Source organism: Rhizobium sp. WYCCWR10014 (assembly GCF_001657485.1).
Taxonomy (GTDB): domain Bacteria; phylum Pseudomonadota; class Alphaproteobacteria; order Rhizobiales; family Rhizobiaceae; genus Rhizobium.
In genome coordinates this window covers 19,541-33,177 of the sequence record NZ_LXFU01000050.1, presented here as the reverse complement: position 1 = coordinate 33,177, position 13,637 = coordinate 19,541, and the positions used below count along the sequence as shown (strand labels likewise).

The window sequence follows — 13,637 nt, the reverse complement described above, 5'->3', positions numbered from 1 at the left end:
TCAACGCCCTCCCGGGTTCTGGTTGCCGACGAAGCGCAGTTGCACGGCATAAAGCGACAGGGTCACCACGAGCAGAACCAGCGCCGCAGCACCTCCCATGCCCCAGTTGACCAGCGACTGCACGAATTGCGCGATCAGCTCTGCGAGCATCATGTTCGCGGTGCCGCCGAGAAGCGACGGCGTGACGAAATAACCAAGCGACATGACGAAGACCATGAGGGCACCGGCCGCCATGCCCGGCATGGCCAAGGGCAGCAGAACACGGGTCAGGCACTGCCACCGGTTGGCGCCGCAAAGTGCTGCCGCCTGCAGGGTCGACGGGTCGATCTTCTTGATCACGCCGTAGAGCGGCAGGATGATGAAGGGCAGCATGATATAGGTCATGCCGATCGTCACCCCGGTCAGGTTGTTGACCAATGCCAGGGGTTTGTCGATCAGCCCCATTCCGATCAGCATCTTGTTGATGAGCCCCGTCCGCTGCAGCAACACCATCCAGGCATAGGTGCGGGCAAGCAAGTTGGTCCACATCGACAGGAGCAGGATTGCAAAGATCACCGAGGTCAGGCGCCCGGGCATGATTGCCAGCGCCCAGGCGACGGGAAATCCGATCAGCAGCGAAATCACCGTGACGAGACCCGAGACGATGAAGGTGTTGGCGAAAATCTTGAGATAGGTAGCGGACCCGATCAGCTGTGCATAGTTTCCAAGGCCCGGCACGGGTTCCAGCACGCTTCGCAACAAGAGCACCGCCACCGGCGCGATGAAAAAGATCGCCACGAAGGCGAGAGCCGGAAGGACCCCGCCAAACCCTGTTGCCCTGCGCGCCTTTGGCAGGGGTGCAATTGCACCGGAGGCATCGCTAAATGTCGACATGACAGTCCTTCCCACCCGTCAATTTCCGCAGGCGCCGAGGTCCAACAATGGGCACCGACGCCGCGGGAGGCACTGCGAACATTCGCCGTGCCCGTTCATCTCAAGTTTCAGTTTATTTCGCCTGCCAGGCGTACCACTTCTCGCCGATGGCATCGCGATTGTCCGCCCAGTAATTCATGTCGGCATTCACCTGGTTGGCCGTCTGCTGATCCGGCAGGGTCTTGGCCGTCTCCGGATCCATCAGCTTGGCCGAGTCAACGTTGATTGGTGCATATCCGGTGGCTTTTGCAAGGGCGGCCTGCGGTTCGGCCGAGGTCGCCATGGCAATGAACTTCATCGCCGCTTCCACGTTCGGCGAACCCTTCGGCACGACGAGCGAATCCGCAGCGGTGATGTTCTGTTCCCATGAGGTCTCGGTCTTGATACCGCTCGCCGCAAGCGCGGTCATGCGGCCATTCCAGACACTGCCGAAGGGAGCCTCGGCGGATGCCAGAAGCTGTTGCGACTGTGCGCCGCCCGACCACCAGACGATATCCGATTTGATCGTATCAAGCTTCTTGAAGGCGCGGTCGAGATCAAGCGGATAGAGCTTGTCGGCGGCCACGCCGTCGGCAAGCAGCGCCGCTTCGATCACGCCGGGAGCCGACCACTTGTAGAATGTGCGCTTTCCCGGAAACTTTGCCGTGTCGAACAGGTCCGCCCATGTTTTCGGGCAGGCGCTGACGGCATCGGCGTTGCAGCCGATCACGAAGGAATAATAGAAGCTGCCGACCGAATAGTCGGTCACGAAGCGCGGATCGAGCTTGGACTTGTCGATGACGGAGAAATCGAGTTTCTCGAGCTGGCCATTCTTGCCGGCCTGGGCGGCATAGTCGCCTTCGACGTCGACCACGTCCCAGGTAACCTGACCGGCCTCGACCATCGCCTTGAGCTTGCCGTAGTCCGTCGGCCCGTCCTGTACGACGGTGATACCGGTCTTCTCGGTGAACGGGCTCGCCCATGCTGCCTTCTGCGCGTCCTGGGTCGTTCCTCCCCAGCTCGAGAAGACCATGTTGTCAGCGTGCGCCGGTCCGGACACAGCCACGAATGCGGCAACCGCCGCGAAAGCAAATGTTGTTTTCATGTTCCCTTATCCTTGTTCTGGTTTGTCCTGTATGCCTTATGCCGTCAGTGCGCCTCGCTCCTGGGAGAAAAGTTGGCTGGCTTCATAATCTTGTTTTCCGCCACCTCGATGAGATCGCGGATCTTGGGCAGGAAGGCCTGCCACCGGGGATCGGCCAAAAGCCTCTGGCGCCTCGCTTCCCGGTCGTCCAGGCTCGCAAAGGCCCAGATGTGGACGATTTCGTTGATCGTCCCGATCTCCGAAAAGAAGTAGCCGACGAGCGTGCCAAGATGGCTCTTCTGGATCTCGATCCCCTCTTCCTCGACGACCTTGAGATATTGCGGGATCGTGCCGTTCTTCAGTCGATAGGTGCGGATCTCGTAGAACATCGGCACTACCTCATCACGAAGGGATCGGGGATCGGATCGTCCGATGTCCTGAGCCAGATCGTCTTGGTGCGGGTGTAGTCGAGAGCCGCGGCCATGCCGCCTTCCCTGCCATGGCCAGACAGGCCGAAACCGCCAAACGGCGCGATCGGCGAGACCGCACGGTAGGTGTTGACCCAGACGATCCCGGCACGGAGCCCCTTCATCAGCCGGTGCGCCCGGGTCAGGTTCCGGGTGAAGACGCCGGAAGCCAGGCCATAGCGGGTATCGTTGGCAAGCCGCAGCGCCTCGGCCTCGGTCTCGAACGACACGACGGACAGGACCGGTCCGAAGAATTCCTCGATCAGCGACGGCGAGGCGACATCGTCGCAATCGAGAATCGTCGGCGGGAAATAATAGCCGTCGCCGTCGATCTTGCTTCCGCCCGTGACGAGGCGGGCGCCGCTTTCAATCGACTTGGCGACGAGGGCGCCGATATTGTCCTGCTGGCGCTTGGTGGCAAGCGGGCCGACTTCTGTCGCCATATCGAGCGGAGCACCGATCCGGATCGCCTCCGCCTTCTCACGCAGCAGGGCGACGAACTTGTCCTTGATGCTGCGTTCGACGATCAGGCGCGATCCGGCAACGCAGCTCTGCCCTGTCGCGGCGAAAATGCCCGCGACCTGAGCATTGGCCGCACTTTCGAGGTCCGCATCGGCAAAGACGATGAATGGCGACTTGCCGCCAAGTTCAAGCGAGGTGGAGGCGAGGTTTTCGGCCGAGTTGCGAACGACGTGCCGGGCGGTTTCAGGGCCGCCGGTAAAAGCGACATGCGCGACCTTCGGGTGCCGGCCGAGGGCGGCGCCGCAGGAGGCGCCGAAACCCGTGATGATGTTGACGACGCCGGCGGGAAAGCCTGCCTCGTGCACGAGCCGTGCAAATTCGAGCAGCGGCGCCGGCCCGTCTTCCGAGGCCTTGACCACCATCGTGCAGCCGGCCGCGAGCGCCGGGCCAATCTTCACCGCGGACAGGAAGAGCTGGCTGTTCCACGGCACGACCATCGCAACGACGCCGATCGGTTCGCGGCGAAGCCAGACATCCATGTCGGGCTTGTCGATCGGCAGGTAGGCGCCTTCGATCTTGTCGGCGATGCCGGCATAGTAGCGATAGTATTCGGCGACATAAGCGATCTGCGCAGATGTCTCGCGGATGATCTTGCCGGTGTCGCGTGTCTCCAGTTCAGCGAGGATCTGCGCGTTGGCGGCAACCAGGTCGGCCAGCTTGTAAAGCAGCTTGCCGCGTTGGGTGGCCGTCAGTTTCGACCAGGGGCCTTCGTAAAGTGCCCTGTCGGCCGCGTTGACAGCCCGATCGACATCCCCTTCGCGCGCTTCGGGCATATCAGCCCAGACCGCGCCGGAGGCTGGATCGATGCTCGGATAGCTGGCCTCGCCATCTGAAAATTCGCCATCGATGTAGTGCTGGAAACGCCGCATGGTCTTACTCCTGAAATGCTGGCATGACCTCGGTGATGAAGCGTTCGAGCGACGCCTTCTTGCGCTCGAAGCTCATGCCGGTGTCGATCCAGAAGGAATATTCGTCATAGCCGAGCGCTTCATACGCCTTGAGCCGGGCGATGACGGTCTCAGCGTCGCCAACGACATTGTTGGTGCGCATGACCTCATCCGACAGCATCGCGTTTGCTCTGACCTGTTCGTCCGGGATCCGTTCGATCAGACCCTGGGTAACCGGCTTCTCATTCTTGAACCAGGCGAAGAAATAATTGTAGTAGACGCTGAGTTCATGGGCAGCCTGGGCGACATCGTCCTCTGACGAGCCGACATAGGTGTGACGCAGCAACATGATCTTGGGCCGCTCGATCTCGGGATTCTTCGCGCAGGCATCGTTGAAGCGCTCCATCAACGACTGAACCTCGTCGTCGCCCTGCCAGAGGGGCGTCACCTGAACGTTGCAACCGTTGGCGACGGCAAATTCGTGCGAGTTCGGATCGCGCGCCGCAACCCATATGGGCGGGTTCGGCTGCTGCAGTGGCTTCGGCGCCGACGTGGTCGAAGGAAACTTGAAGAATTCCCCGTCATGCGCGTAGTCGCCGGCCCATATGCCCTTGACCGCCGGGATGAGCTCGCGCATGCGCTGGCCAGCACCCCAGGCATCGAGACCGGGCAGCAGACGCTCGTATTCGAAAGAATAGGCCCCGCGCGCGATGCCGATGTCGAGTCGTCCGTCGCAGATGATGTCGGCCATGGCGGCCTCGCCGGCGAGTTTGATCGGATGCCAGAAGGGGGCAATCACCGTTCCCGTCCCAAGCCGCGCCCGCGATGTGCGGCGCGCCAGATCGGCAATGGTCACGAACGGATTGGGCGCAATGGTGAAATCCATGCCATGGTGCTCGCCCGTCCAGATCGCATGCATGCCGCCCTTGTCGGCGATCTCGCAGAGCGCGACGAATTCCTCGTAGAGGCTCTTGTGGCTTTGGCTGGCGTCGAGCCGTTCCATATGGACGAAGAGGGAGAACTTCATGCTTTTGCGTCCTTGGCTGGAATTGGGTGAACAGTGCCGCCGGTCTCGTCGCCGAAATAGACGCCGAAATTGCCGATCGAGCTTTCCATCGCAAAACGGTTGACGATATCGGCTGTCGAACTGGTCTTGAACTTTGCCGCAACCAGTGCGTCAGGCTTCAGGAACCTGCCGACGGCGGGCTCACCATCTCCGGCAACGGCGTGATAGACGATATGCTGCTTGCCGTCGCTCTTGCCCTCATAAACCGAATAGAGAAAGCCGATGCTGACCTTCAGCCCGGTTGAAATCTCCAGGTATTTTTGCAGTGCGTCGGTCGGGCTGCCGTCATAGGCGTCGACACTTGGCAGGGAGAGCACATCCTCGCCGAGCAGCAGAACCTCCCCGCGGCGCTCGACAACGGCCGCAAGTTCCATATTGCCTTCGCTTGCCGCCGACACTGCCTTGCTTGCGAGCGTCGGTGTGAAATAACCGCCACGTGCATAGCCGAGACCGTTGCGGCCGCTATTGTCGAAAGCTTCGATGCGGCCCATCAAGATGACGTGGTCGCCAGCCTCGATGACCTGCTCCATGGCACATTCGAACCAGGCCGCCACATTCGAGAATACCGGGCAGCCTGCCGATCCCCTCGCCCACTCGACCGCCGCAAATCTGTCCTCCACCGGTCGCGCAAAGGTGTTCGACACGTCTTTCTGCGTTTCCGAAAGCACGTTGATCGCAAAATGCTGCGCTCCGGTCATGATAGCGAAATTGCGCGACGTCTTGGCAAGGCAGACGAGGAGAAGCGGTGGATTGAGCGAGACCGAGGTGAAGGAGTTCGCCGTGAAGCCGATCGGATTTCCCTCCCCGTCACAGGCGGTGACGACAGTCACCCCGGTCGGAAAGGCCCCGAATGCATCTCGCAGTGCCCTTGGGTCGACAGTCTGGATTGTCATCGTTCATCCTCCCCGAACGACAGCCACTCAGCGAGCAGCGAATTGACGATATCAGGCGCGGTCAGGTTCACCATATGACGATGGCCTTCGACGATGCGAGCATAGCCCCGCGGCGCAAGCCCTGCCATTTGCGTCGCCATCAAGGGCGTCGAGTTCGGATCATCGGACCCCGTCAGAAACAAGGCCGGACCAGACACGTCTTTCCAACCGTCAGCATAGGTCTCGTCTCCTCCCGCGAAGGCGGCGTAAGCGACGGCATATCCCTGGGGATCAACGAGGTTCAGCCATTTTCGCGTCAATTCACGCGCAACGACGCTGTCTGTGTCATCGCCGAACCAGCGGGCCAGAGGGCCTTCCTTGTCGACGCCGGATACCGGAATGGCCGCGGCGCGCGAAAGCACGGCCGCCTTTGCTTCAGGGTCACGCTTGTAGACACCGTTGAGGTAGGCGACACGGGTGATCCGCTTGCCAAAGGTCGCGGCCGCCCCTCCTGAGACCAGTGCGCCCATCGAGTGCCCGGCAACATTCGCCGTGTCGATTGCCATCTCATCGAGAAAGCGTCCGAACCAGGCGACGAACTCCTCAAGCCGACTGCCCGCCGGCAGCTTTGCGCTTTCCCCATGTCCCGGCATATCGACAGCGATGACGCGATGGCCTGCAGACAGGAATGCGATCTGCGGAGCCCAGGCCTCGAGCCGCATGCCGACGCCATGAATTAGAACCAACGGCTCACCGCTGCCGGCCTCATGATAGGCCGTTCCGCTTGCCGTCGCCTTTCGGGGCAAGGCACCGGCGGCGTTCGTTGCTGCAGCGGTGCGTGTGGTCGATCCGGCTGTCAGCATCTCAGAGCGCTCCTTCAAACGCCCGCGGGATTGGCAACGTCCTGCCCCAGGTCTTTCAGATCCTGGTAGCGGTCGCCGATGCGGTGATGCGGGCGCCCGCCTATCGAAGCACCGAGAGCCACGACGATCTCGTCGGCGGCAGGCGCGTCGGAGATCGACGTCTGGATGGTCAGGTAGTGCGAACGGCGGCCTTCATCGTTCTTGTCCATCAGCGGGATCATGATCGGCGCATTGGCCGCACCGCGTGTGTTGCAGAAGGCGAGATAGGACTTGGCGCCGACGGCCTGGCGATAAAAATTGCCGAAGCGCAGGGTGTGGATGAGCGCGGACCCGTGTTCGATCTCGCCGTCCAGGCCGACGACAGCAGATTTTCCATATCCTTCGACAGCCTCGCCGGACCCGACCGCATCGATGATCATCTTGGTCAGCAACTCGCCGAGCACCGGAGCGCCTGCGTGAATTTCGGGTTTGAGGTCGTCGACAAAGCCGCGACCGGCCCAGGGATTCTTCACGACCGCGAAGGCGGTAAACAGCTTCAGCGGAACCGCCGCGGCCTTGCCGCCTTCGATCAGCGTCGTTTCGATCTGCAGTCCCGTTTTGCGAATTTGAATGGCCATCGAACACCTCATTTCTCAATTTCGTATTATGGTATACCATAATATATGAGTGTCAAGTTGGCTGCTGCGTGGACGTAGTTGAGGCCGAGGCGGAGATTTTCAGTTTGGGAATGCGCTCTCGACCCATCGGGCAGCGCTTCTGGTCAGCGCGTTGTCAGCTGACAAACGACATGGCGGCGCCCCGCGCAGGCAGGCCGAGTCCAAAAGTCACGGTCTTCCCAGTTCATGGTACCGCCTTATATATTATTTAATATGGCATACCATCACATTGGACAAAGTTAGGTGTCAAGCGCGGAGTATGGATTCCACTGAATTGCGGAACATCATCGCGAATGGAGTGATATCGACAGCCCGAGGTGAGCGCATTGCCAGGGCCTGCGGGGAAGCGGTAGGTGCCTGCTCGTGCCTATTCGGCAGGCTTCTTGGCGGACAGCACCGCTTCGGCAATCGCGCTTGCGGCGGCGACGTGATCCATCGCCGCCCGGTAAGCCCCCTCGCCGTCACCGCGGCGGATGGCGTCCACGATCTTCGACATCTGCAGCGGCCCTTCGATGCCGCGTCTCTCCGTCTTGATCGTCATCGAGCGCAGGTGGTTTATGCGCACGGTGAGAAGATTGACGACACCCCAGGCAACGTTCCTGTCAACCATCGTGAACAGCTTATGATAGAAGGAAGAGGTGTTCGTCAGCACAGCCGCCATATCGTTGTCGCGGTAACTGTTGCGGATCCCGGCCAGAGATTCCTCCAGCGCAGCGACGATCTCGGGGCTGCGGCGCTCCGCGCACAGCCGCGCCGCCATGCCTTCCAGCGCGCCACGGATCTCATAGATCTGTTTGGCTTCGTCGATGTCGAGCTGCGCGACGATCGGCCCCTTGTTCGGCAGATTGGCGACAAGCCCTTCCGATTCCAAATGCCTCAGAACCTCGCGCACGACTGTCCGGCTGACGCCGAGCTGGGCGCAGAGGTCACGCTCGACAAGGCGATCTCCGGGACGGAAATATCCGTTGACGATCGCCTCGCGGACCTTGTCGAGCGCCAATTCCCGCAAGGTCTTTGCAGGACGCTCGACTCTAATTGCGTCCTTCAGAGCACCGCTCATTCCGTACCTCAGTGTTGGACTTTGCACGCTCAACTTCCGCCGCGGCAGCCGAATGCAAGAATCGTATTATGGCGTACCAGATACTGTAGCTGTCGGCGGCCGGCAATTCAACAAGCGCCGTGCCACCTGCCGTACCGCGCGTCATTTCAGGCATGCAAAGGACGCTCTGCCGCCTGCACGTCGGGAGCTAGCCTCTTGAAACGATCTCCTCGACCACGGCCTTGGCCTGCACCCGAATATCCGGAACGGCCGTGATCTCCCAGAATTGCCCTGCCGTCAGGGCGCCGACCGCGAATAGTCGGGCAGGCGAGATCCGGGACGGGGCAATCACCTCGGAAGCGGCATCCACCTGGATCCCGAGGCCGAGAGGATCGGGGACGATCAACTCAAAGCGGCTCATCTCCTTCAAAAGCGGTGAATGACTGATCCCGGCCCGTTCCATTCCCGTGCAGTTGACGAGCCAGTCCGCCCGGATCTCGGCGATCTCGCGCGTCGCTCTGACCCTGTAGCTGGCTGCGAGCCTGCCCTCCTCGGCGCCAAGCGATTTCAGGAAGCCCGCGTGGAAACGAACGGTTCCGTCTAAGACCAGCTTCTCAAACCTGTCGAACACGTCAGGCGCGACCCGGTGACGGTGGATGTTCCACCAGGGAAGCGCATGCCTGAGGAATCGTGCCCGCTCCTCGCCCGAAAGCCGTTGCCAGAGAGCCTGCGTTGCAGGCCTCAGACCGTCCATCACGGCCCGCCAGTCGGCAACCGTCCTACTCTTCGCTCGCAGGGTCTTCAATATGCCGCTGATCGTATTCGGAAGCCTCTCGACGTCGATCGGCAGAGGCGCCGGCGGCTTCCACGCGTGTCCGAGCGGTGCGAGCCCGCGCCGCGAAAGCACCTCGATCTTGCCGGCGTGGCCATGGGCGCGAAGCGCGAGAACCTGATCGATCATCGTCAGGCCGGATCCGAGGATACACACCGCATCGGATGGTGCGACGCGCCTCAGCCACGAAAGCCGCCACGGGTTCTCGATGATCCGCGATCGCAGCGATGCCGGGATCCCGTCCGGAGCGACCGGCAGGGTCGCGTTCCCGACGCCGAGGCAGAGCACCACGGTCTTCCCGGCAATCTCGTCGCCATTGCCGAGATGGAAGGCCAGCGTGCTGTTGTAACGTTCAACGCATCCCGCCGCCTTGGCTTTGATGAAATCGACCCGGCAACGGCCTTCCCGCTTTCGAAGCAGCCGTGCAAGCGTATCGCGGACATAAAGACCGTAATCGCCGCGCGAGGCGAAATCGCCGGCCTGCAACCGGCGGCCATGGCTTTTCAGCCAGTCGACAAAGTCGTCGGGTTGATGTGGCAGCAGGCTCATGCGGCCGGCGGGAACATTGAGGCGATGCAGATAGAGTTCCGTCCGGTAGGCCGTCCCGCGGCCGAAGCCAGGATCGTCGCCGACGACGGCGACCTTCGCCGAAGCGGGAAGCTGCTCGATGAGATTGCAGGTAACCGCTATCGCTGAAAAACCGGAACCGACCACGATAACATCATAAGTCAAATGCATTCTCCCTGAAGCTCAGAACGTCATCGAGACATTTCGTCATTCAAGCGCCGTGTCGCTCACCGATCCCTGCTGATCGCACGAGCGGTAGAATCATGAAAACAATTATCTCTATAGTCTATAAATATAGTTTGTTATTTCTCCCGCTAGCCCCTTCCCAACCATTACGCTTTTGAGGGTGAGATCAAGGGCCATGCGGCCCTGAACAAAGGGGCTCAAGATGAATTTCAAGAATTTGGTTGCCGCAATCGCCGTCGGCGTCGGCACTCTTGCAACGGCTGTTGTCGCCGAAGCGGCGGACAAGAAGGTCGTCGTCGCCTATCAAACCGACGCCTTGCCGTCGTCCGTGGCGATCGCCAATGGCGAATTCGCCAAGGAGACGGGATACGAGATCGACTTCCGCAGGTTTAACTCGGGCGCCGAAATCTTTGCGGCGATTGCCTCCGGCGACGTCCAGGTCGGCTATGTCGGCTCCAGCCCGTTTGCGGCTGCGGTATCGCGCGGGCTCGAGGTCAAGGCCTTTTACCTCGCCTCCATCTCGGGCATCGACGAGGCTCTCGTTGTCCGCAATGGTTCGGGCATCGAAAGCCTGAATGACCTGAAGGGCAAGAAGCTTGCGGCCGCGCCGGTATCCACGGACCACTATCAGCTCCTGGCGCTCATCAAATCGCTGGGCCTGACCGAAAAGGACGTTCAGGTCTTCGCCATCCCCCAGCCAGAGATCGTCGCGAGCTATAACCGCGGCGACATCGATGGCGGCTTCGTCTGGGATCCGGCGCTGACCGAATTGAAGAAAAACGGGAAGGTCCTGGTGACCTCCAAAGAGGTGGCAGACAAGGGTGCGCCGACATTCTCGGCATGGGTTGCGACCTCGACGTTTGCCGCCGACAACCCGGACTTTCTGAAGGGCTTCGCTTCGGTCATCAACAAATACTACGCATCCTTCGCCTCGGACAAATCCGCCTGGGGTCCCGATAGCGACAACGCCAAGTCACTCGCCAAGCTTCTCGGCGGAACAGCCGACCAGCAGGCATCGGCCCTGAAGAACCTCACGCTTCTGACGCCTGAGGTCCAGGCATCGGATGCCTGGCTCGGCGGCGGCGAAAAGGCGGGTGCCGGCAAGATCCTCAAGGACACGGCATCGTTCCTGAAGGAACAGGGCAAGGTTTCCGACGTGCTGGCGAATTACGGCGCCTTCGTCACTGCAGATGCCGTCACCGGCGTCAGCAACTGATCCTCCCCAGCGCCGGCGCGGCTTGCCGCGCCGGCGTCGAACTTGCGAGCGGCAATATGCTTAAAGTCGATCACGCCAGCGTTTTCTTCGCAGCCCGCGACGGACGCACCGTTCACGCGCTCGATCGCGTTTCCTTCGATATTCCCGAACGAGGCTTCGTCGTCGCACTCGGGGCGTCGGGATGCGGAAAATCAACCCTCCTCAACGCGATTGCCGGTTTCCTTCCGCTTTCGGATGGCCGGATCACGCTTGATGGCCGCGCGGTCGAACGACCCGGCGCAGACCGTGGCGTCGTCTTCCAGAAGGACTCGCTGCTGCTCTGGAAATCGGTTGTCGAGAATGTCGCGCTCGGTTTGAAATTCGCCGGGGTCAAGCGCAAGGAGCGCGAAGCGCGCGCCCTGGAGCTTCTCCGTCTCGTCGGTCTCGACGAATTCGCTGGCGCTTTTCCCTACGAGCTGTCGGGCGGCATGCGGCAGCGTGTCGGCATCGCACGGGCTCTGGCGACAAATCCCGACATCCTGCTGATGGACGAGCCGTTCGGCGCGCTCGACAGCCTGACGCGCGAGCAGATGCAGGAACTGCTGGTTTCCATCTGGGATAAAACGGCAAAGAAGGTTTTCTTCATCACGCACTCGATCGAAGAGGCCTTGTTCCTGGGCACCCAGGTCCTGGTCATGTCACCTCGACCGGGACGCGTCGTGGCACGCTTCGACCTGGATTTCGTTCGCCGCTTCGCAGAGACCGGCGACGCCCGATCGATCAAGGCGTCGCCGCAATTTGCCGAGCTGCGCGAGGAGATCCGCGCCATTCTGCACAGCACCGAAGACCTCAGGAGCGCCGCATGAGCGATATAGTGCAGTCCCCGCCGATTGCGGCGGGGAGAGAGGACCGCCAGGTCAAGCTGGTAAAGATGGCAAGCTTCGGCGCCGGCGAGAAATCGACGGTGGCCATCAGCATTGCCACGGCGCTGGCCATACTGCTGCTGTGGTGGCTGGTATCGGCGCTCGGTGTCGTCCCACACTTGTTTCTGCCGCGTCCGGACGAGGTGCTGACACAGATCGGCGCCATCTATCGCGACGGTTACGCCGGAGCGTCGCTGTCCGAGCATGTTTTTGCGAGCCTGTTCCGCATCGTGGTCGCAGCCTTCATTGCCATTTCGGCCGGCATTCCGCTCGGATTGCTCATGGGCCTGAACCGCTGGGCAAAAGGGGTGCTCGACGCGCCGATCGAGTTCTACTGGCCGCTTCCGCCGCTCTCCTACCTGCCGCTGATGATCATCTGGCTTGGCATCGGCGAGACGTCGAAAATTACGCTGCTGGTGCTTGCGATGTTTGCACCGATCTGCCTTTCGGCCCAGGCCGGCGTTCGTTCCCTGCCGATCGAGCGCGTCAATGCCGCGCGTTCGCTGGGCGCAAGCCGGCTGCAGCTCTTCCTTGATATCGTCCTGCCGTCCGCCCTGCCCGAGATTCTCACCGGCATTCGGATTGCGCTCGGTGTCGGTTGGGGCACGCTGGTTGCGGCTGAATTGATCGCCTCCACGCGCGGGATCGGTTTCATGATCATGTCGGCTTCGCAGTTCCTGGCGACCGACGTCGTCTTCGTCGGCATCGGCATCATCGCCATCTGCGCGTTCACCTTCTCGGCCGCCATTCGTTTTCTGGAGGCGTTCCTCGTGCCCTGGAAGGGCAAGCTCTGACCAGATGGCGGCAGGTAGCCATATTCAATGGCTTCCCGCCGCCGCGTTCAACCCGTGTATGGCGACGAGCTCGTCCGCGACCAGCTTCTGAAGCCGCCATAAATTGCGGTCCCGGATGCCGCGTTCTTCCAGATGTTTCACCGTCAGATACAGATATTCGGCGCAAGAACCCATGTGTCCGCAGGCTCTCGCAAGCACCTGCGCCACCGTCTCCAGCGGCAATTTGCGGGAAACGCGCTCACCCTTCGGGCCAGCCCAAAAGACCAGCGCGCGCACGAGCCCATGTACGGTCGCGACAGGGATCCAGCGAACTGTCGCAGCGTCTTCGATCGTGCCGACTTCACGGCGGATCAACCGCCGAATCTGGCCAAGGCGATCATCATCGGCAAGCCTGAAGACGATGCCGTTGCAACGTCCACCGCGGTCGAGTGCCATCATCAGACCCGGCTGGGCCCGCGTTCCCCGCCAGCGGGTCATCTGCAGGCAGAAGGAGCGATGCCACCCTCTTGTAGCGCCATGCTGCGATTCGACGGCATCGAAGTCCGGCTTCCATATCAATGATCCATAGGCGAAGATCCAAAGCGGCGCACCGGTAGACTCCTGGAGAAGCCGGTTGGCGAGCATCTCCACCTCCGCTTCGGTCAGCGGTGTTCGGTGTGGCTCGGGGCCGACATCGACCGCGGGCCGAAGGCTCAGCGATACGAGCTCGTCCGTCAGAGCCATCCTTGATCCGGTCATCAAAAGATTGCTTCCCAGGACCGTCACCGGCTTATGCTCCCGGATATCCATCATG

At 61.4% G+C, this 13,637-nt stretch carries 14 protein-coding genes; 3 read left to right on the top strand and 11 right to left on the bottom strand.

Annotated elements, in window-relative coordinates:
* The 10 genes from A6U98_RS28835 to A6U98_RS28790 form a co-directional block, all read right to left on the bottom strand.
* The gene (locus tag A6U98_RS28835) at positions 1–873 is read right to left on the bottom strand and encodes an ABC transporter permease (protein WP_064654355.1); all 873 of its coding nucleotides are present in this window, start codon (positions 871–873) and stop codon (positions 1–3) included.
* A gap of 112 nt (positions 874–985) precedes the next feature.
* Positions 986–1,996, bottom strand: coding sequence for an ABC transporter substrate-binding protein (locus tag A6U98_RS28830; RefSeq protein WP_064654354.1), 1,011 nt, complete (start codon positions 1,994–1,996; stop codon positions 986–988).
* Between the two features lie 44 nt (positions 1,997–2,040).
* Positions 2,041–2,364 (bottom strand): NIPSNAP family protein, encoded by a 324-nt coding sequence (locus A6U98_RS28825; protein ID WP_003538302.1) that lies wholly within the window; start codon positions 2,362–2,364, stop codon positions 2,041–2,043.
* A 5-nt stretch (positions 2,365–2,369) separates the two neighbouring features.
* Positions 2,370–3,833 (bottom strand): aldehyde dehydrogenase, encoded by a 1,464-nt coding sequence (locus A6U98_RS28820; protein WP_064654353.1) that lies wholly within the window; start codon positions 3,831–3,833, stop codon positions 2,370–2,372.
* A gap of 4 nt (positions 3,834–3,837) precedes the next feature.
* The gene (locus A6U98_RS28815) at positions 3,838–4,878 is read right to left on the bottom strand and encodes an LLM class flavin-dependent oxidoreductase (RefSeq protein ID WP_064654352.1); all 1,041 of its coding nucleotides are present in this window, start codon (positions 4,876–4,878) and stop codon (positions 3,838–3,840) included.
* A complete protein-coding gene (locus A6U98_RS28810; protein WP_064654351.1) occupies positions 4,875–5,810 on the bottom strand; it encodes a flavin reductase family protein in 936 nt (311 codons plus the stop codon). The genes A6U98_RS28815 and A6U98_RS28810 overlap by 4 nt, the downstream gene beginning before the upstream one ends.
* Positions 5,807–6,652 (bottom strand): alpha/beta fold hydrolase, encoded by an 846-nt coding sequence (locus tag A6U98_RS28805; protein ID WP_064654350.1) that lies wholly within the window; start codon positions 6,650–6,652, stop codon positions 5,807–5,809. The genes A6U98_RS28810 and A6U98_RS28805 overlap by 4 nt, the downstream gene beginning before the upstream one ends.
* A 14-nt stretch (positions 6,653–6,666) precedes the next feature.
* Positions 6,667–7,269 (bottom strand): amino acid synthesis family protein, encoded by a 603-nt coding sequence (locus tag A6U98_RS28800; protein WP_064654349.1) that lies wholly within the window; start codon positions 7,267–7,269, stop codon positions 6,667–6,669.
* A gap of 406 nt (positions 7,270–7,675) precedes the next feature.
* Complete coding sequence (locus tag A6U98_RS28795) at positions 7,676–8,368, bottom strand: GntR family transcriptional regulator (RefSeq protein WP_064654348.1); 693 nt, start codon at positions 8,366–8,368, stop codon at positions 7,676–7,678.
* 187 nt (positions 8,369–8,555) lie between these two features.
* Positions 8,556–9,917: an FAD/NAD(P)-binding protein gene (locus A6U98_RS28790; RefSeq protein ID WP_064654347.1), complete on the bottom strand. Its 1,362-nt coding sequence runs from the start codon at positions 9,915–9,917 to the stop codon at positions 8,556–8,558.
* 217 nt (positions 9,918–10,134) lie between these two features.
* Between A6U98_RS28790 and tauA the strand changes: the two genes are divergently transcribed.
* Genes tauA through A6U98_RS28775 form a run of 3 tightly spaced genes read left to right on the top strand, consistent with a single transcriptional unit; the run spans position 10,135 to position 12,844 of the window.
* Positions 10,135–11,148, top strand: a complete 1,014-nt coding sequence (gene tauA, locus A6U98_RS28785; protein WP_064654346.1) for a taurine ABC transporter substrate-binding protein — start codon at positions 10,135–10,137, stop codon at positions 11,146–11,148.
* A 56-nt stretch (positions 11,149–11,204) separates the two neighbouring features.
* Positions 11,205–11,993, top strand: a complete 789-nt coding sequence (locus A6U98_RS28780) for an ABC transporter ATP-binding protein (protein WP_064654345.1) — start codon at positions 11,205–11,207, stop codon at positions 11,991–11,993.
* Positions 11,990–12,844 carry an ABC transporter permease subunit gene (locus A6U98_RS28775; protein ID WP_064654344.1) on the top strand — a complete coding sequence of 285 codons (855 nt, stop codon included), beginning with the start codon at positions 11,990–11,992 and terminating at the stop codon, positions 12,842–12,844. Before A6U98_RS28780 ends, A6U98_RS28775 begins: the two co-directional genes overlap by 4 nt.
* A gap of 24 nt (positions 12,845–12,868) precedes the next feature.
* Here the strand turns inward: A6U98_RS28775 and A6U98_RS28770 are convergent, their stop codons facing one another.
* On the bottom strand, positions 12,869–13,636 hold the full coding sequence (locus tag A6U98_RS28770; RefSeq protein WP_064654343.1) for a gamma-glutamylcyclotransferase: 768 nt from the start codon (positions 13,634–13,636) through the stop codon (positions 12,869–12,871).
* Between the last annotated feature and the right edge of the window lies 1 nt (position 13,637).

What these genes read in the sequence shown, in the direction of transcription:
- A6U98_RS28835 (WP_064654355.1), bottom strand. Translation starts at nt 873, where the DNA reads ATGTCGACATTTAGCGATGCCTCCGGTGCAATTGCACCCCTGCCAAAG.
- A6U98_RS28830 (WP_064654354.1), bottom strand. Translation starts at nt 1,996, where the DNA reads ATGAAAACAACATTTGCTTTCGCGGCGGTTGCCGCATTCGTGGCTGTG.
- A6U98_RS28825 (WP_003538302.1), bottom strand. Translation starts at nt 2,364, where the DNA reads ATGTTCTACGAGATCCGCACCTATCGACTGAAGAACGGCACGATCCCG.
- A6U98_RS28820 (WP_064654353.1), bottom strand. Translation starts at nt 3,833, where the DNA reads ATGCGGCGTTTCCAGCACTACATCGATGGCGAATTTTCAGATGGCGAG.
- A6U98_RS28815 (WP_064654352.1), bottom strand. Translation starts at nt 4,878, where the DNA reads ATGAAGTTCTCCCTCTTCGTCCATATGGAACGGCTCGACGCCAGCCAA.
- A6U98_RS28810 (WP_064654351.1), bottom strand. Translation starts at nt 5,810, where the DNA reads ATGACAATCCAGACTGTCGACCCAAGGGCACTGCGAGATGCATTCGGG.
- A6U98_RS28805 (WP_064654350.1), bottom strand. Translation starts at nt 6,652, where the DNA reads ATGCTGACAGCCGGATCGACCACACGCACCGCTGCAGCAACGAACGCC.
- A6U98_RS28800 (WP_064654349.1), bottom strand. Translation starts at nt 7,269, where the DNA reads ATGGCCATTCAAATTCGCAAAACGGGACTGCAGATCGAAACGACGCTG.
- A6U98_RS28795 (WP_064654348.1), bottom strand. Translation starts at nt 8,368, where the DNA reads ATGAGCGGTGCTCTGAAGGACGCAATTAGAGTCGAGCGTCCTGCAAAG.
- A6U98_RS28790 (WP_064654347.1), bottom strand. Translation starts at nt 9,917, where the DNA reads ATGCATTTGACTTATGATGTTATCGTGGTCGGTTCCGGTTTTTCAGCG.
- tauA (WP_064654346.1), top strand. Translation starts at nt 10,135, where the DNA reads ATGAATTTCAAGAATTTGGTTGCCGCAATCGCCGTCGGCGTCGGCACT.
- A6U98_RS28780 (WP_064654345.1), top strand. Translation starts at nt 11,205, where the DNA reads ATGCTTAAAGTCGATCACGCCAGCGTTTTCTTCGCAGCCCGCGACGGA.
- A6U98_RS28775 (WP_064654344.1), top strand. Translation starts at nt 11,990, where the DNA reads ATGAGCGATATAGTGCAGTCCCCGCCGATTGCGGCGGGGAGAGAGGAC.
- A6U98_RS28770 (WP_064654343.1), bottom strand. Translation starts at nt 13,636, where the DNA reads ATGATGGATATCCGGGAGCATAAGCCGGTGACGGTCCTGGGAAGCAAT.